The organism is Pseudomonas sp. NPDC086581, from assembly GCF_044746165.1.
Taxonomy (GTDB): domain Bacteria; phylum Pseudomonadota; class Gammaproteobacteria; order Pseudomonadales; family Pseudomonadaceae; genus Pseudomonas.
Window position 1 is genome coordinate 61,822 of record NZ_JBIVBR010000013.1, and the last position, 25,495, is coordinate 87,316.

The 25,495-nt window shown below is 65.2% G+C and carries 22 protein-coding genes and 1 riboswitch; of the genes, 11 read left to right on the plus strand and 11 right to left on the minus strand.

Features of this window, described 5'->3' with window-relative positions:
• Positions 1 to 116: 116 nt before the first annotated feature.
• The 5 genes from ACIPK7_RS24095 to ACIPK7_RS24115 form a co-directional block, all read right to left on the minus strand.
• Positions 117 to 674: a hypothetical protein gene (locus ACIPK7_RS24095; RefSeq protein WP_192433560.1), complete on the minus strand. Its 558-nt coding sequence runs from the start codon at positions 672 to 674 to the stop codon at positions 117 to 119.
• Positions 675 to 849: 175 nt separating this feature from the next.
• Complete coding sequence (locus tag ACIPK7_RS24100) at positions 850 to 1,302, minus strand: PaaI family thioesterase (protein WP_401090669.1); 453 nt, start codon at positions 1,300 to 1,302, stop codon at positions 850 to 852.
• A gap of 145 nt (positions 1,303 to 1,447) precedes the next feature.
• Positions 1,448 to 1,840, minus strand: coding sequence for a hypothetical protein (locus ACIPK7_RS24105; protein ID WP_348589848.1), 393 nt, complete (start codon positions 1,838 to 1,840; stop codon positions 1,448 to 1,450).
• Positions 1,841 to 2,176: 336 nt separating this feature from the next.
• A complete protein-coding gene (locus tag ACIPK7_RS24110; protein ID WP_171039465.1) occupies positions 2,177 to 2,332 on the minus strand; it encodes a hypothetical protein in 156 nt (51 codons plus the stop codon).
• Between the two features lie 288 nt (positions 2,333 to 2,620).
• Positions 2,621 to 3,742, minus strand: coding sequence for a M14-type cytosolic carboxypeptidase (locus ACIPK7_RS24115; protein ID WP_401090672.1), 1,122 nt, complete (start codon positions 3,740 to 3,742; stop codon positions 2,621 to 2,623).
• A gap of 210 nt (positions 3,743 to 3,952) precedes the next feature.
• On the opposite strand from ACIPK7_RS24115, the gene lpdA reads away from it, so the two are divergent.
• From lpdA to ACIPK7_RS24155, 8 genes are all read left to right on the plus strand, one after another.
• Entirely contained in the window at positions 3,953 to 5,353 is a 1,401-nt protein-coding gene (gene lpdA / locus ACIPK7_RS24120) for a dihydrolipoyl dehydrogenase (protein ID WP_192433571.1), read from the plus strand.
• 244 nt (positions 5,354 to 5,597) lie between these two features.
• Positions 5,598 to 5,867, plus strand: coding sequence for a hypothetical protein (locus tag ACIPK7_RS24125; RefSeq protein ID WP_026079120.1), 270 nt, complete (start codon positions 5,598 to 5,600; stop codon positions 5,865 to 5,867).
• A gap of 315 nt (positions 5,868 to 6,182) precedes the next feature.
• Complete coding sequence (locus ACIPK7_RS24130) at positions 6,183 to 9,866, plus strand: PAS domain S-box protein (RefSeq protein WP_401090674.1); 3,684 nt, start codon at positions 6,183 to 6,185, stop codon at positions 9,864 to 9,866.
• Positions 9,863 to 10,864 carry an HD domain-containing phosphohydrolase gene (locus ACIPK7_RS24135; RefSeq protein WP_401090676.1) on the plus strand — a complete coding sequence of 334 codons (1,002 nt, stop codon included), beginning with the start codon at positions 9,863 to 9,865 and terminating at the stop codon, positions 10,862 to 10,864. Before ACIPK7_RS24130 ends, ACIPK7_RS24135 begins: the two co-directional genes overlap by 4 nt.
• Positions 10,865 to 10,928: 64 nt before the next feature.
• Complete coding sequence (locus ACIPK7_RS24140) at positions 10,929 to 11,474, plus strand: DUF4256 domain-containing protein (protein ID WP_401090678.1); 546 nt, start codon at positions 10,929 to 10,931, stop codon at positions 11,472 to 11,474.
• 101 nt (positions 11,475 to 11,575) lie between these two features.
• On the plus strand, positions 11,576 to 12,580 hold the full coding sequence (locus tag ACIPK7_RS24145) for a GlxA family transcriptional regulator (protein ID WP_401090680.1): 1,005 nt from the start codon (positions 11,576 to 11,578) through the stop codon (positions 12,578 to 12,580).
• A gap of 29 nt (positions 12,581 to 12,609) precedes the next feature.
• Positions 12,610 to 12,852 (plus strand): DUF1272 domain-containing protein, encoded by a 243-nt coding sequence (locus ACIPK7_RS24150; RefSeq protein WP_401090682.1) that lies wholly within the window; start codon positions 12,610 to 12,612, stop codon positions 12,850 to 12,852.
• Between the two features lie 9 nt (positions 12,853 to 12,861).
• A complete protein-coding gene (locus tag ACIPK7_RS24155) occupies positions 12,862 to 14,028 on the plus strand; it encodes an MFS transporter (RefSeq protein WP_401090684.1) in 1,167 nt (388 codons plus the stop codon).
• A 165-nt stretch (positions 14,029 to 14,193) separates the two neighbouring features.
• Here the strand turns inward: ACIPK7_RS24155 and nfuA are convergent, their stop codons facing one another.
• Entirely contained in the window at positions 14,194 to 14,778 is a 585-nt protein-coding gene (nfuA, locus tag ACIPK7_RS24160) for a Fe-S biogenesis protein NfuA (protein WP_184597512.1), read from the minus strand.
• A 165-nt stretch (positions 14,779 to 14,943) separates the two neighbouring features.
• Positions 14,944 to 17,181 carry a fatty acid cis/trans isomerase gene (locus ACIPK7_RS24165; protein WP_401090812.1) on the minus strand — a complete coding sequence of 746 codons (2,238 nt, stop codon included), beginning with the start codon at positions 17,179 to 17,181 and terminating at the stop codon, positions 14,944 to 14,946.
• Positions 17,182 to 17,403: 222 nt separating this feature from the next.
• Here ACIPK7_RS24165 and metH point away from each other — a divergent pair, with 222 nt between their 5' ends.
• From metH to ACIPK7_RS24180, 3 genes are all read left to right on the plus strand, one after another.
• Positions 17,404 to 21,096 (plus strand): methionine synthase, encoded by a 3,693-nt coding sequence (metH, locus tag ACIPK7_RS24170; protein WP_401090686.1) that lies wholly within the window; start codon positions 17,404 to 17,406, stop codon positions 21,094 to 21,096.
• 185 nt (positions 21,097 to 21,281) lie between these two features.
• Positions 21,282 to 21,632: a 50S ribosome-binding protein YggL gene (locus ACIPK7_RS24175; protein WP_081516557.1), complete on the plus strand. Its 351-nt coding sequence runs from the start codon at positions 21,282 to 21,284 to the stop codon at positions 21,630 to 21,632.
• 174 nt (positions 21,633 to 21,806) lie between these two features.
• Positions 21,807 to 23,168 carry an FAD/NAD(P)-binding protein gene (locus ACIPK7_RS24180; RefSeq protein WP_401090689.1) on the plus strand — a complete coding sequence of 454 codons (1,362 nt, stop codon included), beginning with the start codon at positions 21,807 to 21,809 and terminating at the stop codon, positions 23,166 to 23,168.
• 81 nt (positions 23,169 to 23,249) lie between these two features.
• Here the strand turns inward: ACIPK7_RS24180 and ACIPK7_RS24185 are convergent, their stop codons facing one another.
• The 4 genes from ACIPK7_RS24185 to ACIPK7_RS24200 all read right to left on the minus strand — a co-directional run bounded on the left by ACIPK7_RS24185 (position 23,250) and on the right by ACIPK7_RS24200 (position 25,250).
• Complete coding sequence (locus tag ACIPK7_RS24185; RefSeq protein ID WP_024763315.1) at positions 23,250 to 23,609, minus strand: hypothetical protein; 360 nt, start codon at positions 23,607 to 23,609, stop codon at positions 23,250 to 23,252.
• Positions 23,610 to 23,680: 71 nt separating this feature from the next.
• Positions 23,681 to 24,091, minus strand: a complete 411-nt coding sequence (locus ACIPK7_RS24190; RefSeq protein WP_192433596.1) for a hypothetical protein — start codon at positions 24,089 to 24,091, stop codon at positions 23,681 to 23,683.
• A 32-nt stretch (positions 24,092 to 24,123) separates the two neighbouring features.
• Positions 24,124 to 24,654 (minus strand): GTP-binding protein, encoded by a 531-nt coding sequence (locus ACIPK7_RS24195; protein ID WP_401090691.1) that lies wholly within the window; start codon positions 24,652 to 24,654, stop codon positions 24,124 to 24,126.
• Positions 24,651 to 25,250 (minus strand): hypothetical protein, encoded by a 600-nt coding sequence (locus ACIPK7_RS24200; protein WP_192433600.1) that lies wholly within the window; start codon positions 25,248 to 25,250, stop codon positions 24,651 to 24,653. The genes ACIPK7_RS24195 and ACIPK7_RS24200 overlap by 4 nt, the downstream gene beginning before the upstream one ends.
• 121 nt (positions 25,251 to 25,371) lie before the next feature.
• Positions 25,372 to 25,459: riboswitch (cyclic di-GMP riboswitch) on the minus strand.
• Between the last annotated feature and the right edge of the window lie 36 nt (positions 25,460 to 25,495).

Sequence of the window (25,495 nt, forward strand, 5' to 3'; positions counted from 1 at the left end):
AAATGCCGTTCGTAGGATGGCGTGGAGCGCAGCGATACCCATCAATGCCTGGGCGCCGACAGCATGGATATCGCTACGCTTCACCCATCCTGCTGGTGCGTCACGTCGCGGTCGCGTCAGAGCTGCCCGCCCAGCTTCAGCAGGGTCATTATGAGCCCGCCGATGGTCATGAAGGACGCTAGCAGCGTGCCGAGGATCAGCGGGACGACGCCGCCCGGCGAGACGTAGGGTGTCACTTCCAGCAGGAAGCCGGAGCGGATGTGATACGGGGTCAGGCAGGTGATCCGGTAATCGCCGGGGTCGCTGCAGTGGAATTCGCCGAGGGGATTGCTGGCGTTGCCGCCCATGTCGCTGCGGCGCACGGTGAAGACGTTGAAGCGGCTGCACGCCTCGTAGGGCACGGGGTTGCCGGTGGCGCAGGCAGTGACGGCGAAATCTGCGTCGAAGTGCGCGGTACCGGTGACGACGGTAAAGGGCGGGAAGACGATATTGACCACGTAGCGCCCCGGTTGCGGCAGCGTCACCACCTCCGCGTGGGCGGGGTCGGCCCAGCGGTAGCAGAGGTCGGGTGCGATCACCCGGCGCAGCCCGCCGATGCAGCGGATCAGCAGGTAGCCGCCGAGCAGCATCACCAGCGGTGCGCTCCACAGCAGAGTCGAGGGTTCAAGGCTCATGGCGGGGTGTCCTGCCTGGGTTGAGGGCGGCGGGCATCTCAGCAGTGCCATCTTTCAATATCGCGCATGGGCGCTGCGCGGCGGTGGTGCAAGGTGATGCGCCGTGGAAGCGAGACGGCGGATAACCGCTACGCGGTTATTCGCCCTACAGGGGGATTTCCGACCGGCAACGGTGCTAGGCGTCGGCCAGCGGGCGCGGCTTGTTGACGTACTTGAAGGTGCCGGATGCGGTGGCGACGACCACGCCCTGGCTGTTGCGCAGCTCGCCCTCGCAGAAGGCGATGGAGCGGGTGTGGTGCTGCACCTTGCCGTGGGCTTCGAGTACTTCACCGACTTCGCCGCCGGGGCGCAGGAAGCTGGTCTTCATCTCCACGGTCACCACGCCGCGATGGGCTTCGTCGGCATCGCTGGCGCTCAGGGCCATGGCGACGTCGAGCAGGGTCATGATCAGACCTCCGTGCGCGTTGGCCCAGCCGTTCACGTGCTGCGGTTCGACGCGTATGACCAGGCGGCCCGGCCCGTTTCCGTCTTCCGCCGGAGCGTGGCGGAACTGCAGGAAATCGAGCATGGGAATGGCGATGCCACGGTGGGCGGTGTAGAGCTTGAGCTGGTCGATATCGAGGGACATGGGGCTTCCTGGTGCACGAGTGAGGCCAGGCGATGTTCCCCGCTCCGGCCGGCGGATCGCAAGCCCGAAGTAGCTTCATGCATGACAGGAATGCTCGCCAATTGCAGCACTCAGGCGAACAATCGACACCACTCGCCCCGGGTGGTCAACGTGACCGGCGGGTGCCGTTCTTCTTTTCGCTCTGGCGCTCGACGGCCTGGACGAAGAGTTCCTCGACCAGCAGGGACTGGATGGGCGCGCGGGTTTCCAACGACAGGCTCATCGATTCCAACTTCTGGTTAACGCCGAGGCGGGCGATGCCGCACAGCAGGATGCGCTGGGCGCCGAAGATGCTGCCCTTGTCGACCAGAACTTCACGAGGTTTTTCGCCGTCCAGGTAGCTGACCTTGAGGGCGATGGCGGTGTCGTCGCGCACAGCCAGGTTGAGCCAGGTGGCGACGTTGAACTCGACCACCCAGCCCAGACCGGTCTTCTTGGCCACGGCTTCACGGACCAGATGAGCGGGAACCGGACCCAGGGGGGTGCTGTGGTTTTCCATGGGGCTACTTCTGACTGCAGGGGTAGAGCGAAATGCACTATCGGAAGACTCGATTTTATGTGAAGCAGTTCAAGTTTTCAGTCGGATTTTTGTAAGACAACCGCTATTGAGTATGCGTGACGTTACAGAAGCGAGCCGCTCTGGAATGCGACTCTGCTGCCTGAATGAGCTGAAGGAAGTGCCGCGGTAGCTACGGAATACCGAATACGGTCCGACGAAATGAATGAGAGGGCTCGTCGTCACGCAAGGCCGCTCCGGCGCCATGCCGAATCGACCTTGCCGTGTCTCCTTGGCTGGCGCAGGCGCCAGTGAGGCCGGGCCCTGGGGCCCGCTTGCTCAGGCCACGCCAGCAAAAATGCGGGGCCTGTGTTCGCCCGAGCGGTTCTTGCGCACTTCCCGGCGCTCTCTGAAATCCAGTTCTTCCAGGGCGTCCATGCGTTCCTGCAGGTCTTCGATGACCTGCGGGGTCAACAGCTTGCGATGTCGAGTCATACGCACCTCCTGCGTGCTGATGCTCATTAATTGGACTAGCACGCGGGTACGAAGATTCAACATCCAGGCGGGACGGATTGACCAAACGGTCAGGCGGGCGAGGTGTAGGAACACCACGCGAAAGTGACATGGCTGACGAACAACCTGTAGGAGCGAGGGGACGCCATTGTTATTGCTCGCGAACGAGTTCCCCTGCAGCGCCAACGTTGAGCTGTTCGCGAGCAAGCTCGCCCCTACAAAGAGCCTGTACCACGGCGTACAACCACGAACGCTTGTACGCCTTACGAATCAACGCAATTCGTCGATCAGGTCCGCCACCGTCACCAGCAAGGCTTCCGCCAGCGCCTTCGAACGCGTCCCGCTCCACCCGGTGCGCGCATTGGGCGACAGGTTGTGGTCCTTGAACGGCATCTCCAGAGTCAGCGACAGGCAGTCGTAGGTACGGCCGACGTGGTTGCAGGCCAGGGTCAGGTTGGCCTGGCCGGGAGCGTCCTTCGGGTAACCGTGCACGCTCTGGAATTCGCCGTTGGCTTCCAGACGCTCACGGAACAGGCTTTCCAGGCGCTCCAGCCGGGGCGTGAACTCCGGGTTGCCTTCGCAGCCGGCGGCGAACACGAAGGGGATTTCCTCGTCGCCGTGTACGTCGAGGAATAGGTCCACGCCGTATTTGGCCATCTGCTGCTGGACGAAGAGCACTTCGGGGCTTTCCTCGGCGCTGGGCGCGGCCCAGGCGCGGTTGAGGTCCTTGCCGGCGGCGTTGGTGCGCAGATGGCCGTGGAAGGCGCCATCCGGATTCATGTTCGGCACCAGGTAGAAGTCGGCGCGTTCCAGGAGACGCTGGACTTCGACGTCGCTGGATTGCAGGCGCTCGATCAACCCTTCCATGAACCACTCGGCCATGTGCTCGCCGGGGTGCTGCTGGGCGATCAGCCAGATCTTGCGCGCGCCTGCCGCGCCTTTACCGATGCGCAGCAGGGGCAGTTCGCGGCCTTCGAGGCTGTGGCCGGTGGCGAGCAGTTCGGCGCCATTGTCCTGGGCGCGCTTCACCAGTTCAGCGTGGCGTTCACGGCTGTAGGGCTCGAAGTAGGCGAACCAGACCTGGGGCTGCTCGGCATCGAGGCTGAAGTGCAGGCCGTTGGAGTCGTAGGTGCTGGGCACACGGAACCAGTCACGCTGATCAAACGAAGCCACGGCGTTGTAGCCCGGCCAACCGCCGGTGTAGCTGGAACCGGGCGTGTTGGTCAGGCTGAACTGGTACTGCTGGCCGGGTTCGAGGCCCTCGGCCTTGAAGTGGAACCACTGGAAGTGCGGGCTTTTGGTGTCCGGCCGCAGTGCCAGACGCACGTGGCGCGGGTCGCTGTCGTCGATGACCTGGATGTTGCCACTGTCGAAATCGCAGTCGATCTTCATGAATTCTCCGTAGGCGCACGAACCTGAGGCGCCAAAGCCCCACATTTTCGCCCTCCCCGCCGCTCCTGTCATGTTCGCGTGACTTGTGCCGCCACATACATTATGTTCGTAATATAAATCAGGTAACGCTATTCCCAGGCCCTGTGCTGGTGATCCGGCGGGCACGGACTAACCTCGAGTCACCCCTTTTCCAACTGCGGAGAACACTGCATGAGCGCATACGATGTGATCGTCATTGGCGGCGGCCCCGGTGGCTACAACGCTGCGATTCGCGCGGGCCAGCTAGGTCTGAAAGTCGCCTGCGTAGAGGGCCGGGAGACCCTGGGCGGCACCTGCCTGAACGTCGGCTGCATGCCGTCCAAGGCGCTGCTGCATGCGTCCGAGTTGTATGAGGCGGCAGCCGGCGGCGAGTTCGCCAACCTCGGCATTCAGGTCAAGCCCAAGCTGGACCTGGCGCAGATGATGAAGCAGAAGGCCGAAAGCGTGACCGCGCTGACCAAGGGTGTGGAGTTCCTGTTCCGCAAGAACAAGGTGGACTGGGTGAAGGGCTGGGGCCGCATCGACGGGCCGGGCAAGGTCGAAGTGACCGGCGCTGAAGGCAGCAAGACCACGCTGACCGCCAAGGACATCATCATCGCCACCGGCTCGGAGCCCTCCCCGCTGCCGGGCGTCGAGGTGGACAACCAGCGCATCCTCGATTCCACCGGCGCGCTGTCCATCCCCGAGGTGCCCAAGCACCTGGTGGTGATCGGCGCCGGCGTCATCGGCCTGGAGCTGGGCTCGGTATGGCGCCGCCTGGGCGCGGAGGTCACAGTCATCGAGTACCTCGACCGCATCTGCCCCGGCATGGACCTGGAAACCGCCAAGACCTTCCAGCGTGCGCTCACCAAGCAGGGCATGAGCTTCAAGCTCGGCTCGAAGGTCACCCAGGCCAAAGTCAGCGGCAAGCAGGTGACCCTGAGCGTAGAGCCGGCCGCCGGCGGCGCGGCGGAGTCGATCGAGGCCGATTATGTATTGCTCGCCATCGGCCGCCGCCCCTATACCCAGGGGCTCGGGCTGGAGAGCGTGGGGCTGACCACCGACCAGCGCGGCATGCTGGAGAACCACGAGCACCGCAGCAGCGTGCCGGGCATCTGGGTGATCGGCGACGTCACCTCCGGCCCGATGCTCGCGCACAAGGCCGAGGACGAAGCCATCGCCTGCGTCGAGCTGATCGCCGGCAAGGCAGGGGAAGTGAACTACGACGTGATCCCCAGCGTGATCTACACCCACCCGGAAGTCGCGACCGTGGGCAAGACCGAGGAACAACTCAAGGCCGAGGGCCGCACCTACAAGGTGGGCAAGTTCCCCTTCACCGCCAACAGTCGGGCGAAGATCAACCACGAAACCGAGGGCTTCGTAAAAGTGCTGGCGGACGAGCGCAGCGACGAGATCCTCGGCGTGCACATGATCGGGCCGAACGTCGGCGACATGATCGCGGAGTACTGCGTGGCGATGGAATTCCGCGGAGCCGCCGAGGACATCGCACGCACCTGTCACCCGCATCCGACCCGCTCCGAGGCATTGCGCCAGGCAGCGATGAATGTGGACGGCTGGGCCATGCAGGCCTGACCGCCCGTCGCCTCTGACGAGCGGTAGGTGCGGCGCGACAGCGCACCCATCCTAGCGCTGCAGACCACGGCAGACGGGGCCTGCAGCGTTTAACATGGATTAATTTGCGACTACTTTGTGTACAAACGCGACATAGGCTGTGACTTTCTTCGACTCTGAAACCATCAATTGCGTGAACGAACACGAAAGTGGATGAACCGCTTTCGCCATCTTCGCAATGGATTACCGCAGAGAGATCACAACCATGCATGCGACTCTTCGTTTCAACGAGGCTCTGCTGATCACCGGACGAGCCTTCCAACCCTTCCACTGCGTGACCTGGGTTGACCAAGGGGGCGACGGCAGCCTCGACCTGTCCGTCCTGGATCGTACCGGTGCCCGTCTGCTGGGCCTCACCCGCATTCCCAGCTCCGCCTACTCCGACCCGGAGCAGCTCGAAGGCCTGCTGAACCAGGCACGCGACGAACTGAACCGCGAAGGCTACCGCCTGCAGGAATGGCATATGCCCGCCTGAGCGACCGACAGGTACCCCGTTGAAGCCCGGCCCGCGCCGGGCTTCTTCGTTTCCGACGCCAGCCGTCGGCCCCCGCTCAATTTCCCGCCTCCCACGCCGATAGCAGATTATCGGTTGTCGTCCGGGCTCCATCGTTTCAGCTTCGAATCCGAACCCTGGCTTTCCGCTCGTCAGAATCCGCTCTAGTGGCGCGGGTTTCGCGGGCGCCATGACCGACAATGATGGCAATTTGCAGCCATCCTGTGATTTGCTTCGCACTGACTCCCCAGTCTCGTCTTCCACCGGGCCTTCGGCACGCAGTACGGTCTTCGTTCAATGCTCGATCTGCAGCGATATTTCTACAGCGGCGACACCCCTTCGCTGCTGGTTTTCGGCGAGCACAACCCGGCGCTGGTAGCGCTATCCATCCTCATCGCCATCTTCACTTCGGCCATGGCTCTGCAACTGTCGGGCGTAGCGCGGCTGGCGCGCAGCCCGTTCTACCGTCAGTTGGCCATCGGCACCGGCGCGGTGGCGTTGGGCGGCGGCGTTTGGGCGATGCACTTCATCGGCATGCTGTCCTTCCAGCTCTGCGCGGCGGTGCGTTATGACCCGCTGATTACCCTTCTCTCCGGCCTGCCGAGCCTCTTCGCCTCGTGGATCGCCCTGAACCTTCTGGCTCGGCGCAACGTCAGCCGCCTACAGCTGATCGGCGGCGGCATTCTGGTAGGCGCCGGCATCGGCGCCATGCATTACAGCGGTATGGCGGCGATGCAAATGGCCCCGCTGCTGCGCTACAACCCGTGGATGTTCGCCCTGTCGATCCTCGTCGCCGTGGTCCTTGCAGTAATCGCGCTGTGGGTGCGCTTCGGCCTGCACGGGCGGATGCGGCCGAACCTGACGATCCTGGTCAGCGGCATGGTGATGGGCCTGGCGATCGCCGGCATGCACTACACCGGGATGGCTGCAGCGCGCTTCGTCGGGCGGGAGGAATTCGGTGTGCCGCAGGGCGTGCAGGGCAGCTTCTACCTGGCGATGGCGGTTTCCATGGCCACCATCAGCCTGAGCATCTGCGTCGCCGCGGTGAACGGCCTGCTGCGCTACCGCCAGCTGTTCCAGGAACTGCAGCGACGGCGCAAGCACCTGGATTCGCTGCTCGACGCCGCCGTCGAGGCCATTCTCACCATCGACCACAGCGGCGTGATCCGCTCGGTCAACCACGCCGTGCTGCGCCTGTTCGGCTGGCACCCCCACGAACTGGTCGGCCAGAGCATGCAGGTGCTGATGAACGAGGCCTACGGGCAACAATTCCGCATCGCGCTGGAGAACTACAAGCGCAGCGGCGAGCGCCAGTTCCATAACTCCGAACTGGAGTTGGAAGGCCTGACCCGCGACGGCCGTGAATTCCCCGCGCGGGTCAGTCTTGGCGTCACCGACCACGACGGCAAACCCTGGTTCGTCGTGTTCGTCGCCGACATCAGCGAGCGCCGCGTGATGGAACAGGCCCTGCGCACCAGCGAGGAACAGTACCGCTCGCTGATCCGCAACATGCCCGGCATCGCCTTCCGAGTCCTGCCGGACGACGTCTGGAGCATCCTGTTCGTCAGCGACGCGGTCGAGGCCGTCACCGGTTGGTCGGCACAGGACTTTATCGACCGGCGCATCACCTTCGGCGAGCTATATCACCCCGATGACCAACCGGCGGTGAACGAAGAAGTCCGTCGCGCCATCGCTGAACACCGCAGCTATGTCGTCGAATACCGCCTGTTCGATCGCAGCGGCGCGGAGCATTGGATCTGGGAAGGCGGCAGCGCCTGCTACGACGAAGCCGGCAAGCCGCAGTGGATCGACGGCGTACTGCTCGACCAGACCGAAACCAAGCTGCTGAGCAACGAGTACGAAGGCAAAGTCACCGCCATCGGGCGCGCCATGGCGCTGATCGAGTTCGACCTGGACGGCCGCGTGCTCGCCGCCAACGAGAACATCCTCGAACTCTTCGGCTACACCGAAGCCGAGGTGCTGGGCCAGCACCACAGCCTGTTCTGCCCGCCGGACATCGCCGCCAGCGCCCGCTACCAGACGTTCTGGCAGGGACTGCGCGACGGCGAGTACAGTGCCGGCGAATACCGCCGCCTGGCCAAGGACGGGCGCGAAGTGTGGATCCACGCCACCTACAATCCGATCCTCGACTTCGATGGCAAGCCGGTGAAGGTGGTGAAACTGGCCACCGACCTCACCCCGCGCCGCGTCATGGAGCAGGAACTGCGCAGCGCCCGCGACCGCGCCGAACAGGCCGCCGCCGCACGCAGCAGCTTCCTCGCCAACATGAGCCACGAAATCCGCACGCCGATGAACGCCATCATGGGCTTCACCGAACTGCTGCTGGATTCGCCGCTGGAAGAAAACCAGCGGCGCTACCTGACCACCGTGCAGAACGCCTCGCGCTCGCTGCTGGGCCTGCTCAACGACATCCTCGACACCGCTAAGCTCGACCGTGGCGCCATCGAACTGGAAGCCCTCGACTTCTCCCTGCCTGAGCTGTGCGAGCAGGTCTGCGCGGCGCTGCGACTGTCCGCCGAACGCAAGGGCCTGAGCCTGCAGATCGACTACGGCCAGCGGGCCGGCGAGTACTTCCAGGGCGACCCGCTGCGCCTGCAGCAGGTGCTGACCAACCTGCTGGGCAACGCGGTGAAATTCACCGAGCGCGGCGAAGTGCGACTGGTCATCAGCGGCGAACCCGGCGCCCTGCGCCTGGCCATCCGCGACACCGGCATCGGCATCGCCGCCGACCGCCTGGAACGCATCTTCGACCCCTTCGCCCAGGCCGACGCCTCCATGAGCCGGCGCTTCGGCGGCACCGGGCTGGGCACCACCATCTCGCGCCAGCTGGTGGAGCTGATGGGCGGTCGCATCACCGTGGAAAGCGAAGTCGGCCGCGGCAGCGTGTTCACCGTCGACCTGCCGTTGCCGGCCGGGCGCAGCGTGCAACCGACGGCCCGCAGCCACGCGCCGAGCCTGCCACCGCTGCGCATTCTGGTAGCCGACGACGTACCGCAGAACGTAGAGCTGCTGGAGCTCAACCTGCGTCGCCTGGGCCACCTCCCGCACAGCGTCGGTGATGGCCACGCCGCCGTGGAAGCCTACAGCGCACAGGGCTTCGATCTGATCCTGATGGATGTTCAGATGCCCGGCATGGACGGCCTGGAAGCGACCCGGCGCATCCGCAGCATCGAACAGGAACGCGGCGTGGAAGCCGTGCCAATCATCGCCCTCACCGCCAGCGTGCTCGACCGCGACCGGCAGAACGCCCTGGACGCCGGGATGAACGGTTTCGCCAGCAAACCGCTGGAGCTGGCCGGCCTGCTGGATGAAATGGCCCGCCTGCTCGGCACCGCGCCGGCGGTTCGCAGCGCACTAGCCAGCCAGCCCGCACCGCTGGCGACCCTGGACTGGAACGTCGGCGCGCGCCTGTGGGGCGGCCCGCTGCCCATGGCTCGGGCCATCGCACGTTTCCTCGATGAACAAGAAGCCAGCCTGATCACTTTGGAAAACGCCGTGAACGATAGCGACCGCGCTGCCGTCACCGCCCTCGCCCACCGCCTGCGCGGTGCCGCTGCCAACCTCGCACTGCCGCGTCTGGCCGGCGCCATCGGCGCGCTGGAGGACGCCGCCGACCACGGTACAGCCGAGCAGCTGGGAACGGCATTGGAGCGGGTCCGCGGGGAGTTCGCCACCGTCCGCGAATCGGTGCCATTGGTGCCGGAAGCGGTTGCCGAAGCCGTAGGCCAGGCCGTGGGCGAAGCCGCCTCGCAGGACCTGCGCGACGCGCTGCAAGCTCTGCAACTGGCCCTCTCTCGTGGCGGCCTGGACGACCAGGCACTGGAACGCCTGCGCCTGGGTACCGCACAGGGCGAACACCGCGAGGCCTTCGAAGCCCTGCGCTACGCCATCGACGATTTCGACTTCGACCAGGCCCTGGAATGGGTCCGGACCCTCGGCACCCGCCTGGAGCAAGCATGACCCTGACCGCCCACGATCATCGGCCCTGTCTGCTGCTGGTGGACGACGAAGCCACCAACCTCCAGGTGCTGCGCCACATCCTGCAGGACGATTACCGTCTGCTGTTCGCCAAGGACGGCGACAAGGCCCTGGAACTGGCCAACCGAGAGCGCCCCGACCTGGTCCTGCTGGACGTGATGATGCCCGGCATGACCGGCTTCGAGGTCTGCCAGCGGCTCAAGGCCGAGCAGGCCACCAGTGCTATCCCGGTGATCTTCGTCACCGCCCTGGCGGATGTGCCGGACGAGGCCAAGGGCTTCGCAGTAGGCGCGGTGGACTACATCACCAAGCCGGTCAGCCCGCCTATCGTCAAGGCCCGCGTGCGCACGCACCTTTCGCTGGTGAGCGTGGAGGAGCTGCGCGAGACGCGCCTGCAGATCGTCCAGCGCCTGGGCAAGGCATCCGAGTACAAGGATAACGAGACCGGCCTGCACGTCATTCGCATGAGCCACTACGCGCACCTCCTGGCACTGGCTGCCGGCTACTCGGAGAAGGCCGCCGACGACCTGCTCAACGCCGCGCCCATGCACGACGTGGGCAAGATCGGCATCCCCGACGCCATCCTGCAGAAGCCTGGCCGGCTCGACGAGCGCGAATGGAAGGTGATGCGCCAGCACCCGGAGATCGGCGCACGGATCATCGGCGAACATGACTCCAATCTGCTGCGCCTGGCCCGCAGCATCGCCCTCACCCACCACGAGCGCTGGGACGGCACCGGCTACCCGAAAGGTCTGCGCGGCGAGGAGATTCCCATCGAGGGGCGCATCGTCGCCATCGCCGACGTGTTCGACGCGCTGACCAGCGTGCGCCCCTACAAGCCGGCGTGGAGCATCGACGAGGCGGTGGAGCTGCTGCGCCGGGAGAAAGGCAACCAGTTCGATCCCGAGCTGGTGGAGCTGTTCCTTGGCTGCCTGCCCGACGTTCTCGCCGTGCGCGAGCGCTGGGCCGACGCTGGCTGAACCTCGGCTCGCGCAAAGCCTGCTTTACTCTCAGACCTTCAACTCCCTGCCGAGAGTAAGCAAGATGAATGCGAAACAGCACGACACCCTGCTGGCGACACTGCAGGCCCGCTTCGAACAGCACCCCGAGCGCCACCAGGGCATCCACTGGGCGGACGTCCAGGCGCGCCTGAAGGAGGCCCCAGCCAAACTCAAGGCCCTGGAGCAGATGGAAGCCACCGGCGGCGAGCCCGACGTGGTCGGCCGCGAGAGCGCCAGCGGCGCCATCCTGTTCTTCGACTGCTCCGCCGAGACCCCGGCCGGCCGCCGCAGCCTCTGCTACGACCGCGAGGCGCTGGACGCACGCAAGAAGGACAAGCCCGCCGGCTGCGCCACTGAGCTGGCCGCGCAGATCGGCATCGAGCTGCTGGACGAGGCGCAGTACCGCCAGTTGCAAGAGCTGGGCAGCTTCGATCAGAAGACTTCCAGTTGGCTGCGTACCCCCGGTTCCATGCGCAAGCTGGACGGCGCGCTGTTCGGCGACTGCCGCTACGGTCGGGTATTCACCTATCACAACGGCGTGCAGTCCTATTACGCTGCTCGGGGCTTCCGCGGTGTGTTGAAGGTTTGACGGCACGCGGCGGGTAACCTGGCAAGATTTGTGGGGCGACTGACATTGCCGCCAGCGTCGGCCACCGCCACACTCGTTGCATCCAATGAACGAGTCTTGCCATGGAATCGCCCCGCCAAATTGCCTGCCTCCTCTACCCCGAGGTCATGAGCCTGGACATCACCGGGCCGCTGCAGGTGTTCGCCTCCGCCAACGTCGAGCGCCAGCGCCAAGGCCTGGCGCCGCTCTACGAGCTGCTGGTGCTGGGCGAACAGGCCGGGCCGGTGGCGACCTCGGCGGGCATCCGCATCTGCGCCGACCGGGCGTGGCGGGAAGCCGATCCCTCGAGCCTGGATACCTTGTTGGTGCCCGGCGGGCTGGGTGTACCGGCACAATGCAAGAACGGCGAGCTGCTGCATTGGCTGGCGGCCGCCGAACCTCAGGTGCGCCGGCTCGGCTCGGTGTGCTCCGGCGCGCTGATCCTGGCTGCTGCCGGCGTATTGAATGGCCGGCCGGCTACCACGCACTGGGCGGACGTCGACGAGCTTTGCGCGGGCTTCCCTGAAGTCCTCGTCCAGGGCGACCGCCTGCATACTTACGATCCGCAGCGCCGCGACGGCGATGACCACGTGTTCACCTCGGCAGGCGTCACTGCCGGGATCGACCTCGCCCTGGCGCTGGTGGAGGCTGACCTCGGCCGCGCGCTGGCTCTGGCTGTGGCGAGGCGCCTGGTGATGTTCCTCAAGCGTCCGGGCGGGCAAGCACAGTTCAGTCACTGGCTGACCCCCGAGCCGACCCGCACGCCGCGCCTGGCTGCACTGCTGGAATGGATCCCGGCGCACCTGGGCAACGACCTGTCACTGGAGGCCCTGGCCGAGCAGGCCTGCATGAGCCCGCGCACGCTCTCGCGAGTCTTCATCAACGAACTGGGCATGGGGCCCGGCCGCTACGTCGAACGGGTGCGCCTGGAAGCGGCGCGCGCGCTGCTGCAGGACGCCCAGGCGTCGATCAGCACGGTGTCGCGTTTGTGCGGCTTCGGCCACCCGGAGAACCTGCGCCGCACCTTCCACAAGCACCTGGCGATCAGCCCCCAGGAATACGCCGAGCGCTTCGGTCAGTTGCACTGACAACGACAACAACTCCCAAGGACCTTGCCATGCTCGAACTCCGCCCCGGTTGCGAATGCTGCGACCGCGACCTGCCCGGCGACAGCGCCGACGCCCGCATCTGCAGCTTCGAATGCACCTTCTGCACCGACTGCGCCGAGCAGGTGCTGCACGGCCACTGCCCGAACTGCGGCGGTGAACTGGTAGCACGCCCGCGTCGTCCACTGGCGAAGCTCACAACCAGCCCCGCCTCCACCCAGCGGATACTCAAGTCCGCCGGCTGCCAGGGCTGAGGGGGCACCATGCTGCTGCGCACCCCGGCGATCCGCCTGCTGTTCACCAGCCAGGCGCTGTACTGGTCCTGCTCGCTGATCGGCATCACCCTCACTTCGCTGGTAGGCGCCCAGCTCACCGCGATCAACAGCCTGGCGACGCTGCCGCTGGCGATCCTGGTGCTGGGCAACCTGCTGGCGGTGCAGCCGTTGTCGCTGTTCATGCAGCACCACGGGCGGCGACGCGGCCTGTTGCTGGGCGCGGCCTGCGGCGTGCTCGGCGGGCTGCTTTGCGCGCTGGGCGTGTGGCTGGCGGACTTCCTGCTGTTTTGCCTTGGCGCGCTGCCTATCGGTGCCTACCAGGCGTCAGCGATGTACTACCGCTTCGCTGCGCTGGAAGCGGTGGATGAAGCCCACAAGGGCCGCGCCACGGCCTACGTGATCGGCGGCGGCGTGCTGGCCGCCCTGCTCGCACCTAGCCTGGCACTGTGGTCGCGCAACGCCCTGCCCGCCCCCTTCGTGGGTTCCTATCTGGCGATTGCCGCGCTGGCACTGATCGCCATCGCTGTACTGAGCCGTCTGCCTGAGGGTGCGGCACCCGTGCCGCCCACCGGAGGCTGGAAGGTGATGGGCGAATTGCTCGCGCGCCCAACCATCCGCGCCGCCATGGCCTGCACCGCCGCTGGCCACGGGCTGATGATCCTGATCATGAACGCAACGCCCCTGGCCATGAGCTTCTGCGGGCTGCCGCTGGAAAGCTCGGTGAGCGTGATCCAGTGGCATGTGCTGGGGATGTTCCTGCCCGCGTTTGCCGCCGGTCCGCTGGTGGATCGCCTCGGCGGGCGCCGCGTGGCCTGGGTCGGCATGGCGTTGCTGGCGGTGAGTGCGGCAGTGGCGCTGAGCCGTCAGTCGGTGGCGCAGTTCCTGGTCAGCTCGCTGCTGCTAGGCATGGGCTGGAACCTCATGCTGGTGGCGGGCACCACACTGCTTGCCTTCGGGCACACGCCACAGGAGCGCGGCCATGCGCAGGGCCTGATGGAGCTGGGCAATGGCAGCCTGGCGGCGCTGATGTCCTTCAGCTCCGGCGCACTGATCACCAGCGTCGGCTGGAGCGCGGTAAACTTGCTGGTATGGCCGGTACTGCTGGTCGCACTGGTGATGCTCTGGACGGGGCGCAGGGAAATGGCGCAGGCATGACAGCTCCTGTGCCGAAGCGGTTCACGTAGGGCGAGTAACCCGGCATGGGTTATCCGCCGCAACGGCGAAAGACGTCTGGGGCGTGATTCGCCCTGCGACTGCGTCGAAATCCGCCAATGAAAAAGGCGACCCGAAGGTCGCCTTTCTGCTGCTCGATCGCCTGCTTTAGTAGTAGGCGTTCTCGCGGTTGCTGTGGTCGGTGACGTCACGCACGCCCTTAAGCTCCGGGATGCGCTCGATCAGGGTCTTTTCGACACCATCCTTCAGGGTCATCTCGACCGCGCCGCAGCCCTGGCAACCACCGCCGAAACGCAGCACGGCGATGTTGTCCTCGACCACGTCCACCAGGCTCACCTGGCCGCCGTGACTGGCAAGCCCCGGGTTGATCTCGGTCTGCAGGTAGTAGTTGATGCGCTCGGTGAGCGGGCTGTCTTCGTTGACCATCGGCACCTTGGCGTTGGGCGCCTTGATGGTCAGCTGGCCACCCATGCGATCAGTGGCGTAATCGACCACGGCGTCATCCAGGAACGGCTCGCTGATGGCATCGATGTACGCGGTGAAGGCTTTCAGGCCGACCGGAGTGTCTTCCGGCTTCTGCTCGCCCGGCTTGCAGTAGGCGATGCAGGTTTCGGCGTACTGGGTGCCCGGCTGGGTGATGAAGATGCGAATGCCGATGCCGGGAGTGTCCTGCTTGGACAGCAGCTCGGCCAGGTAATCCTGTGCGGCTTCGGTAATGGTGATAGCGCTCATGGCAACTCCTCGCAAACGTGGCGCCAGTTTACGCCATTCGGGGGGACGGGATAAAGCCCTACCGTTTTAGTAGGAATAATTCGCAGCTTTGTATTTCGCAGGACTCCCTGCAGGAACGGCCCCATTCTGGACATTCATTGGGCGCTCCTGCAGGGGGCGAGCGGGTCAGAGGTTCTCGTAGCGATTCATGTCCAGCACGCCCGCTTCCACGGGCTCGGTTTCGCGCAGATAGGCGTCCAGGTCGTGGAAGTAGAACCAGAACTGCGGGTGGCTGCGGCGTATGCCCCAGCGGTCGGCGACTTTCTCGAAGTCCGCAGCGCTCTTCACCTGCTCCAGCGCAGCGACGAAATCGCTCACCTGGGCGGCTTTCAGGTTGAACATGAAGTTCGGGTAGCTCGACAGCACGCCGGGGTAGATGGTCAGCGTGTCCAGCCCCGGCTGGTAGCGCAGGGATTCACCCATGATGAAAGCGACGTTGCTGTGCGCACGGTTGCGCAGCACGGTGTAGATCTCACGCCGCCCGTCCGGCAGTTCCACACGCAGGATCGTTGCCTCCGGGAACTGGTCGATCACCGGAAGCCCCGCGGCAGGACGGCTGACCAGCCGGCTGAAGGCCTGCTCGGCATCCTGCAGCGGCGCGGCGACGGTGTTGCGGTAGCAGGCGCCGTTCTCGCACAGGTTGATCGGGTCGGGCCGCGCATTGAGCGCCACGTAGTTCTTCAGCAACTGCCTGGCGAAGGCCAGCTTGGCGCCCTTCTCCGGCAGGAACAGCCCGGTCGGCTCATCACTGTCGTTGTTGTAGTAGTCGGCCCACATCTTCAGCTTGCCGCTGCTCTGGTACCAGTCGTCGAGCAGCTTCCTGCGTGCACCGACGGGCATCAGGCGCAGGAAGTTCTGCTCGGCGCCGTTGCGGATCAGGTCGAAGTACAGTCGTGTCTGCGCCTGGTGGGCAACGTTGCCGAACACATCGAAGTTCACCACCAGCCCGTAGTAGGTGCGCTCCAGCAGCGGATAGTCCAGCCACCAGATGGTCTGCGGCACGCCGCCGATCAGGCCCTTGCGCACCGACGCGCTGTCGTACTGGCGGAAGATGCTCAGCACCGCGTTGTCGTTGCCGGCCCAGATGTCGGCCCAGGTCGGCGGCGGCGCATCGTCATAGACGTCCTGGCGCAGTTCTTCGTACTTGTTGCGCTTGTCGCGGTAGGAACGCCACTGCGACAGCATGGCGCCCATGTCATCGATCTGCCCTGGCAACGCCAGCAGCGGCGAGGCCTGGCGCTGGAATTTCGGGTCGGTGACGTAGAGGTCGTGGTCCGGATCCTGGAACAGCGCCCAGAAGTTGTCGCGGATCACGTCGGTGGCGATCTGCCCGCGGCACACCGGCCCGCGTATGAAGGTGCGGACGAAGTACTCGGCGTTGTCCAGCATGAACTGGTAGCGCGCCCGCGCCGGGATCGCCTCGAAGGTCACGAAGGGGTTTGCGCGGTGCTGCAGGCCGTAGCCGGGAACCTTGTCGGTGTTCCAGTTGGTACCGTAGAACAACTCCTGGTTGCGCTTGAGGCGCGAGTCATTGAGGGGATAGGTGATGTGCGTCTTGTGCACGATCACGCCCTGGATGGGCCACAAGCGGTAATAGAAGGTATTGCCCGGATCGTCGTTCGGCCGGCGCGTGGCGATCGGGTCGATGGGCTGGCCACTGGGCGTGCGCGAACGCACCAGCTGAAAGAAATGCCCCGGCTCGCCGCGCTCGGTGAAGTACAGGTGGGCGAGGAACAGGTGCTCGTAGATCCAGCGCTGCACCAGGCTCTGGCGCGCTCCGGGCTGGTTGAGGAAGGCTTCCCAGTCGGCGATCTGCGCGGCCTCGCCGGCGCCCGGCTGCCAGGCCTTTTCGTCCACCGGCGCGCCCCGGGCCAGCCAGGTCTTGATGGTCGACAGCTGCTTGTCGCTCAGGCCGGTAACGGCGAAAGGCATGCCGCTGCGCGGGTTCTTGGCCACGAAGTCGTCGATGGACTCGGGCGTCGGGCACTGGTTGGTGCGGTTGATCGACAGGTCCAGCCCGTCGGGAATCTTCGCGTTGGGCACCAGGGGGTGCTCACGTCCCAAGTCGATCATCCGTGCCATCAGCGCCGCCTGGCTGCCGCGGCCGTCGAGCACCGACCAGAAGTCCTTGCGCCGCCAGGCATCCGCGCCGTGGGCATCGAGGAACAGCCTCGTCGGATCCTGCGCCTTGCTGCGTCCACCGTCGTAGACCGGCAGCTTGTTCGCTCCGCGCTGCGCACCTTCAGCGGCCGTCAGGTTGAGCTGGCAAGGCGAGTCGTAGCAGGCGTGGCAGGCCACGCATTTCTCGGTGAAGATCGGCTGGATGTCCTTGGTGTAGGACAGCCCTCCCGCCAGGGCCTGCATCGAAAACACAAGGGACGCGATGAGCAACGTGAAGCGGGCTCGCAGGGACATGAAGGACTCCGGACATCAGGATGGAGCGGATTCTAGCGGGAGTGCCGGCGCAATGCGCTCCAACCAAAGACTGAACATGAGGAATTTTCATGTAAAACCGCGCGCGGTCAAATTTCCTGCAGCTTTGTTATCATCAGCGACCTTTCGTCACGCCTTTTTCCGAGAACTCCAATGATCGACCGTGCCGCACGCCTGCAAGCCCTCCAGCAAGCCCTCAAGGAGCGCATCCTGATCCTCGATGGCGGCATGGGCACCATGATCCAGAGCTATAAGCTGCAGGAAGAGGACTACCGTGGCGCGCGCTTCGCCGACTGGCCGAGCGACGTGAAGGGCAACAACGACCTGCTGCTGCTCAGCCGCCCGGACGTCATCCAGGCCATCGAGAAGGCTTATCTCGACGCTGGCGCCGACATCCTCGAAACCAACACCTTCAACGCCACCCGCGTGTCCCAGGCCGACTACGACATGCAGGAACTGGCCTACGAGATGAACGTCGAGGGCGCGCGCCTGGCCCGTGAAGTGGCCGACGCCAAGACCGCCGAAACCCCGGACCGCCCGCGCTTCGTCGCCGGCGTCCTCGGCCCGACCAGCCGTACCTGCTCGATCTCCCCGGACGTCAACGACCCCGGTTTCCGCAACGTCACCTTCGACGAACTGGTGGAGAACTACAGCGAATCCACTCGCGGCCTGATCGAGGGCGGCGCGGACCTGATCCTGATCGAGACCATCTTCGACACCCTCAATGCCAAGGCCGCGATCTTCGCCGTACAGGGCGTCTATGAGGAACTGGGCGTCGAGTTGCCGATCATGATTTCCGGCACCATCACCGACGCCTCCGGCCGTACCCTGTCGGGCCAGACTACCGAAGCCTTCTGGAACTCGGTGAGCCACGCCAAGCCGATCTCCGTCGGCCTGAACTGCGCCCTCGGCGCCAAAGAGCTGCGCCCCTACCTGGAAGAGCTGGCCACCAAGGCCGGCACCCACGTCTCCGCGCACCCCAACGCCGGCCTGCCCAACGCCTTCGGCGAATACGACGAGTCCCCGGCGGAAATGGCCGTGGTCGTGGAAGAGTTCGCCGCGTCGGGCTTCCTCAACATTATCGGCGGTTGCTGCGGCACCACGCCTGGGCACATCGAAGCCATCGCCAAGGCCGTAGCCAAGTACACCCCGCGCGCCATTCCGGAAATCCCCCGCGCCTGCCGCCTGTCCGGCCTTGAGCCGTTCACCATCGACCGCAGCTCGCTGTTCGTGAACGTCGGCGAGCGCACCAACATCACCGGTTCGGCCAAGTTCGCTCGCCTCATTCGCGAGGAGAACTACGCCGAAGCGCTGGAAGTGGCGCAGCAGCAGGTGGAAGCGGGCGCCCAGGTGATCGACATCAACATGGACGAGGGCATGCTGGATTCGAAGGCCGCCATGGTCCGATTCCTCAACCTGATCGCCTCCGAGCCGGACATTTCCCGCGTGCCGATCATGATCGACTCCTCGAAGTGGGACGTGATCGAGGCAGGCCTGAAGTGCATCCAGGGCAAGGGCATCGTCAACTCGATCTCCATGAAGGAAGGCGTCGAGCAGTTCAAGCACCACGCCCGCCTGTGCAAGCGTTATGGCGCTGCGGTGGTGGTAATGGCCTTCGACGAAGCCGGCCAGGCCGACACCCAGGCGCGCAAGGAAGAAATCTGCCAGCGCTCCTACGACATCCTGGTCAACGAAGTGGGCTTCCCGCCGGAAGACATCATCTTCGACCCGAACATCTTCGCGGTCGCCACCGGCATCGAGGAACACAACAACTACGCGGTCGACTTCATCGAGGCCTGCGCCTACATCCGCGACAACCTCCCCTACGCCCTGACTTCGGGCGGGGTGTCCAACGTGTCGTTCTCGTTCCGCGGCAACAACCCGGTGCGCGAAGCGATCCACTCGGTATTCCTCTACTACGCCATCCAGAACGGCCTGACGATGGGCATCGTCAACGCCGGCCAGCTGGAGATCTACGACGAGATCCCGCAGGAACTGCGCGACAAGGTCGAGGATGTGGTGCTCAACCGCAGCCCGGACGCCACCGAGGCGCTGTTGGCAATCGCCGACAATTACAAGGGCGGCGGCGCGGTCAAGGAAGTGGAAGACGAAGAGTGGCGCAGCCACAGCGTCGAGAAACGCCTGGAGCATGCACTGGTCAAGGGCATCACCACCTTCATCGTCGAGGACACCGAGGAGTGCCGGCAGAAGTGCGCGCGCCCCATCGAGGTCATCGAAGGCCCGCTGATGAACGGCATGAACGTGGTCGGCGACCTGTTCGGCGCCGGCAAGATGTTCCTCCCGCAGGTGGTGAAGTCCGCCCGCGTGATGAAGCAGGCGGTGGCCCACCTGATCCCCTTCATCGAAGCCGAGAAAGGCGACAAGCCCGAGGCCAAGGGCAAGATCCTCATGGCCACGGTGAAGGGCGACGTGCACGACATCGGCAAGAACATCGTCGGCGTGGTGCTGGGCTGCAACGGCTACGACATCGTCGACCTGGGCGTGATGGTCCCGGCCGAGAAGATCCTGCAGACCGCCCGCGAGCAGAAGTGCGACATCATTGGGCTCTCCGGCCTGATTACCCCGTCGCTGGACGAGATGGTTCACGTCGCCAAGGAAATGCAGCGGCAGAACTTCCACCTGCCCCTGCTGATCGGCGGCGCCACCACCTCCAAGGCGCACACCGCGGTGAAGATCGACCCGCAGTACAGCAACGACGCCGTGGTCTACGTGACCGACGCCTCCCGCGCAGTGGGCGTGGCGACCACCCTGCTGTCGAAGGAAATGAAGCCCGAGTACACCCGCAAGCTGCGCGAGGAGTACGCGGAAGTCCGCGAGCGCACCGCCAACCGCAGCGCACGCACCGAGCGCCTGAGCTACGAACAGGCCATCGCCGCCAAGCCGAAGTTCGACTGGGCCGGCTACCAGCCGCCGGTGCCGAGCTTCACCGGCGTCAAGGTGCTGGATGACATCGACCTCAACGTGCTGGCCGAGTACATCGACTGGACGCCCTTCTTCATCTCCTGGGACCTGGCCGGCAAATACCCGCGCATCCTCACCGACGAAGTCGTGGGCGAAGCGGCGACCAGCCTGTTCAACGACGCCCAGGCGATGCTCAAGAAGCTGATCGGCGAGAAGCTCATTCGCGCCAAGGCCGTCTTCGGCTTCTGGCCGGCCAACCAGGTGCACCACGACGACCTGGAGGTCTACGGCGACGACGGCCACAAGCTGGCCACCCTGCACCACCTGCGCCAGCAGACCATCAAGCCCGACGGCAAGCCGAACTTCAGCCTGGCCGACTTCGTCGCGCCCAGGGAAAGCGGCGTGAAGGACTACGTCGGCGGCTTCATCACCACCGCCGGCATCGGCGCCGAGGAAGTGGCCAAGGCCTACGAGGCCAAGGGCGACGACTATAACGCGATCATGGTCAAGGCCCTGGCCGACCGCCTCGCCGAAGCCTGCGCCGAGTGGCTGCACCAGCGCGTGCGCAAGGAATACTGGGGCTACCAGCCCGAGGAGCACCTGGACAACGAGGCGCTGATCAAGGAGCAGTACGTCGGTATCCGCCCGGCGCCCGGCTACCCGGCCTGCCCGGACCACACCGAGAAAGGCACACTGTTCAAGCTGCTCGATCCGAAGGGCATCTCCGGCGTGACCCTGACCGAGCACTACGCCATGTTCCCCGCCGCCGCCGTCAGCGGCTGGTACTTCGCCCACCCGCAAGCGCAATACTTCGCCGTGGGCAAGGTCGACAAGGACCAGATCGAACGCTACAGCGCGCGCAAGGACCAGGAAATCACCACTAGCGAGCGCTGGCTCTCGCCGAATCTGGGCTACGACAACTGAGCAACCCATGTCGCGACCGGGCCCACCCGGCGCGACATCCTCGTCAGGGCTTTCCACTGCCCGGGCAAAACCTTCGCTGCACTTGCGCCGCAGATGCGGGATAATCCCGCCATCCTGGGTACCCCTGGGCCACAACGGATCGAAGCCGGCCACCCGCCAGGCTTCCGCTGACGAGAGCAATACGAATGAAATACCTCACCCCCGAACAGATGGCCAAACCGCGCAAGCGCCGCCTGCTGAAGAAACTGCGCCTGGCCGAGTTCCAGGAATTCGGCTTCAGCCTGGAAGTGAACTACAGCGGCGACCTGGATGACGTGCTCGACCAGTGGATCGCCTTCGTCGAGTCCGAGGGCTGGGTCTTCGTCGGCGGCGCCACCGAAGACGGCGAGTTCACCGGCTACCTGTGCCTGAACGCCGTTGGTAGCCTGACCGAAGCCGACCGCGAGACCACCCGCCTGTGGCTGGAAAAACAGTCCTGGGCAAAGTCCTTCGAACTGGGCGAGCTGAGCGACTGCTGGCACGGCCTGTTCGAATAAGTGCGACTACAAGGCGACCCACGGGTCGCCTTGTTGTTTTGCATGCCGGGGCTTTCCGTCCGGCGCGACAATCGATGGAATCGCACGATCCGATCAAAGATTCCTTTTGTCATACGGTTGTCAGTCATTCCCCGCTCTGCGAACCTGCCCCGATCCGAACAGGGAGCGGGTTGCATGGAACACATCGCCATCATCGGCAGCGGATTCTGCGGTACAGCACTGGCCATCCAGTTGCTGCGAAATGCCAGGGGCCCACTGCGCCTCAGCCTGATCAACCGTTCCGGGCGTCTTGCCCGCGGCCTGGCCTACGGTACCCGCTCCGCCAGCCACATCCTCAATGTGCCGGCCGAACGCATGAGCCTGTTCCCCGATCGGCCATCGGACTTCCTCGAATTCGCTCGAAAACAAATGCCCGAGGCGAAACCAAGCGACTTCCTGCCGCGCCGCTTCTACGGCGACTATCTGCAGGACCGTCTCGGCCACGCCATCGCCGAAGCCGCTCCCGGCGTCCGTTTCAGCAGCCACTGCCAGCAAGTGCTGGAACTGTCCGATCAAGGCGATCACCTGCGCCTGCTGCTTGATGACGGCCAGCCGCTGGACAGCGCGAAAGTCGTCATCGCTACCGGCAACTTCGCCCCGGCCACTCCCGGCCCGCTCAAGGTGCTGGAAGACGATCCACGCTACCTACGTGATCCATGGACGCCAGGCGCCCTGGAAAGCATTCCGGCCGATGCCGAGATACTGCTGCTGGGGGCGGGCCTGACCATGTACGACATGGCGCTGGCGCTGCAGGACCAGGGCCATCGCGGCCCGCTGCAGGCTCTCTCCCGCCGCGCACTGCTGCCCCAGGCGCACCGTGACAACGCGAGCCATCCGCAACTGCCGGAGCTGCCGGAGGCATTCCTGCGTGAAATGGGGTTGAACCAGCGACTTCGCAGCCTGCGCGTTCTGATCCGTCAGGCAGCCGCAGACGGCCACGATTGGCGCGACGTGATCGCCGCACTGCGCCCGGTCACGTCACAACTCTGGCAGGTACTGGATGACCGCGAGCGCAGCCGCTTCCTGCGGCATCTGCAGCCGTACTGGGATGTTCACCGTCACCGCGCCGCGCCGCCCGTGGCCCAGCGCATCAATGACCTGCGCGACAGCGGTCAACTGAGCGTTCGGGCAGGCCGGGTATTGGCAGCGAGCGCGGCGCAAGGAGGCATCGAGCTGGAAATTCGCCAACGCGGGGCGGATCAGTCGCAGCGGCAACGCTTCGATTACCTGATCAACTGCACCGGACCCTGCACCAACCTGCGCACCGTGAACGAACCAATGCTCAATGGACTGCTGGAGCACGGCGTGATCCGCCAGGACAAGCAAGGGCTGGGGTTGGATACCGACAGCGGCTTTCGCCTGCTGGACGCCGAAGGCACGGCCAACCCGAACCTTTACCTGCTCAGCCCTATGCTGCGCGCCAGCCACTGGGAAGCAACCGCCGTACCTGAGTTGCGCAACTACGCGGCGCGCCTAGCCGAGTTGCTGCTGGCCTGAAACGCGACTGGCCCGCAAAGGGCCAGTCGGGTACGACGAAGACGGGCAGACCTCCCCGTCCGCCTGTCGATCACGCGAGGCTCAGATCGCCATCTGCCCCTCCACCTCCTGCAGCTTGCGCCGAGCCAGGGCGAGGTTGGCTTTCACCTTGTCCAGCACGTAGTACATGAACACGCCTTCGTGCTTCGCCATTGGGCGGATGATGTGGTACTGGCGGCCGAGGGTGATGAGGATGTCCTCGATCACATCATTGAGCGCCAGCGACTTCATGGTCTTGAGCTTGGCGCGGACCACTTCGGTGTTGCCGGCCGCCGCCAGTTCCAGGTCCACGCCACCACCCGCCTGCCCGAGCAGCATGCCGCTCTTGGCATCCACCACGGCCGACGCCAGGGCACCATCCAGGTTCAGCAGTTCGTCCAGCGATTGTTGCAGTGCTGCCATAGCGATAACTCCTCGAGTGCGCGTCCTGTTGTAGGGGCCCCGCAGCCGCGCGCGCCGCGACGCCTTTTGTCTCAGCCGGCCAGCGACAGATCCGCCAGCCGTGTTGCCATACGTTTTGCCTGGTAGAGCACCTGGCCGAGCATCTCCTCGCGGTCGGCGACCAGGTTGAGGATCATCGGGTGGCTCGGGTGCGGGATATCGACGATGACGATGTAGCCTTCGCTCGCCTCGACGATCACGTTCTGGTGCGGCCCGACTTCGCTCTCCTGGCCGACCATCGCGCCGAGGGCGGAGATCGAGCAGGCCATTGCCGCCAGCTTGGAAACCTCCAGCCCCTTGCCGGCGCGGGAGGCCACTTCGAAACCATCGGTGGTGGCAATCACCGCCGCGCTCAGCCGGCCCAGGCTGGCGCCCAGTTCATCCAGCGCCCGCTCGGCGTCGTGGCGCAGTCTTTCCGGCAGGCTCATCAGGGCTTGTTCCATGATTGACTCCAGTCGGTGGCGAACATCAGGCCTCAGGCCGCCGTGCATTCCAGTTGCAGCAGGAGCAGGTCAAGCAGCAGCCGCACCTGCTCGGCTTCGCGTACGTCCACCTCGATCACCGGGAAGCTGTATCCGGCCTGCGCCAGGGCGGCCGCATAGTCGTCCAAGCCCGGATGGGGATTGCCCGGCAGGCGGCCCACACCGATCACACAGGGCGCGCGGCCGATGCAATCGGCGAAACCATCGAGGTAGACGCGCAGGTCGCCCAGCGGGTCGGGCCTTGAGTTGTCGATCAGGATTACCAGCCCGAGCGCACCTCGGGCGAGGATTCCCCACATGAAGGCGAAGCGGGCCTGGCCGGGAGTGCCGTACAGGCGCAGGCGCTCGTCCGTGCCAAGCACCACTTCGCCGTAGTCCAGGCCGACGGTGGTGCGCGCCTTGTCCAGGCTCGGGTCGTTGTTCTGCACATCGGTGCTGACCGGCTCGATATCGCTGATCGCGGCGATGGCTGTGGTCTTGCCGGCGCCCATCGTGCCGGTGAAAAGGATCTTGTATTCCCTCATCGGCCATCCTCCATAGCACCACCCAGGCCAAGATGACGACGGATGCGCGCCAGCAGGCCGATGGGCGCAGTGGTTTGCTGCGCAGGTGCAACAGGCATGGCCTCGGTGTGCTGAAGCAGCTCCCGGGCGCCCATCAGGCGAACGAAGCTCTCCGCCACCTGGCGCGACACGCCCGAGCGCTCGCACAACTCATCCAGGCTCATGGCCCGCGCGCAGAGCAGCGTGGCCAGGCGCACATAACGATGATCTCCCTTGAGCAGGGAGGCCGCCGGCCAATGCTTCAGGCGCAACGCTCCGCCGGGAGTCTCCACCGGCCGGTGGCCAATGGCGCGAGCGGCTCGCTCCAGGCAGTCGAAGACTTCACTGGCGCGTAACGGCCAGTGCACCCAGAAGGGTTCACCCTCCGCGATGCGCAACTGCACCCGTGGCTCGCCTTCCTCACCCTCCACCAGCAGGTCGGCCGGACCGTCGACATAGGCCCAGTTGGCCAGCGTGCGGCCGCTGAGCAGCCCGACGATGGACTTGAACACCACCTGATCCCGCAACGACATCCGGGCGAACCCGTAGGTATATTGAACCTGATACGGCTGATTCATCGGCGCGCTCCCTTTGGCCAACAAACACCATCAACCTGCACGGGTTGATCAGGAGGCTCACCGGGACGTTGGAAGATGCCGAGCGCAAGCTCGCAGAAGGCGCGGACGAACATCCGGCCTGCTTGGCAACCCCGCGGTCATGGCCCTTCCGGGCTGTAGATCGGTGGCTTTGCGTCCCTGGCTTTCGCACAGGTTTGCCCTGGTCAATTGAATCTCAGCGTAGTACGCCGATTTCGTTCGCCAAG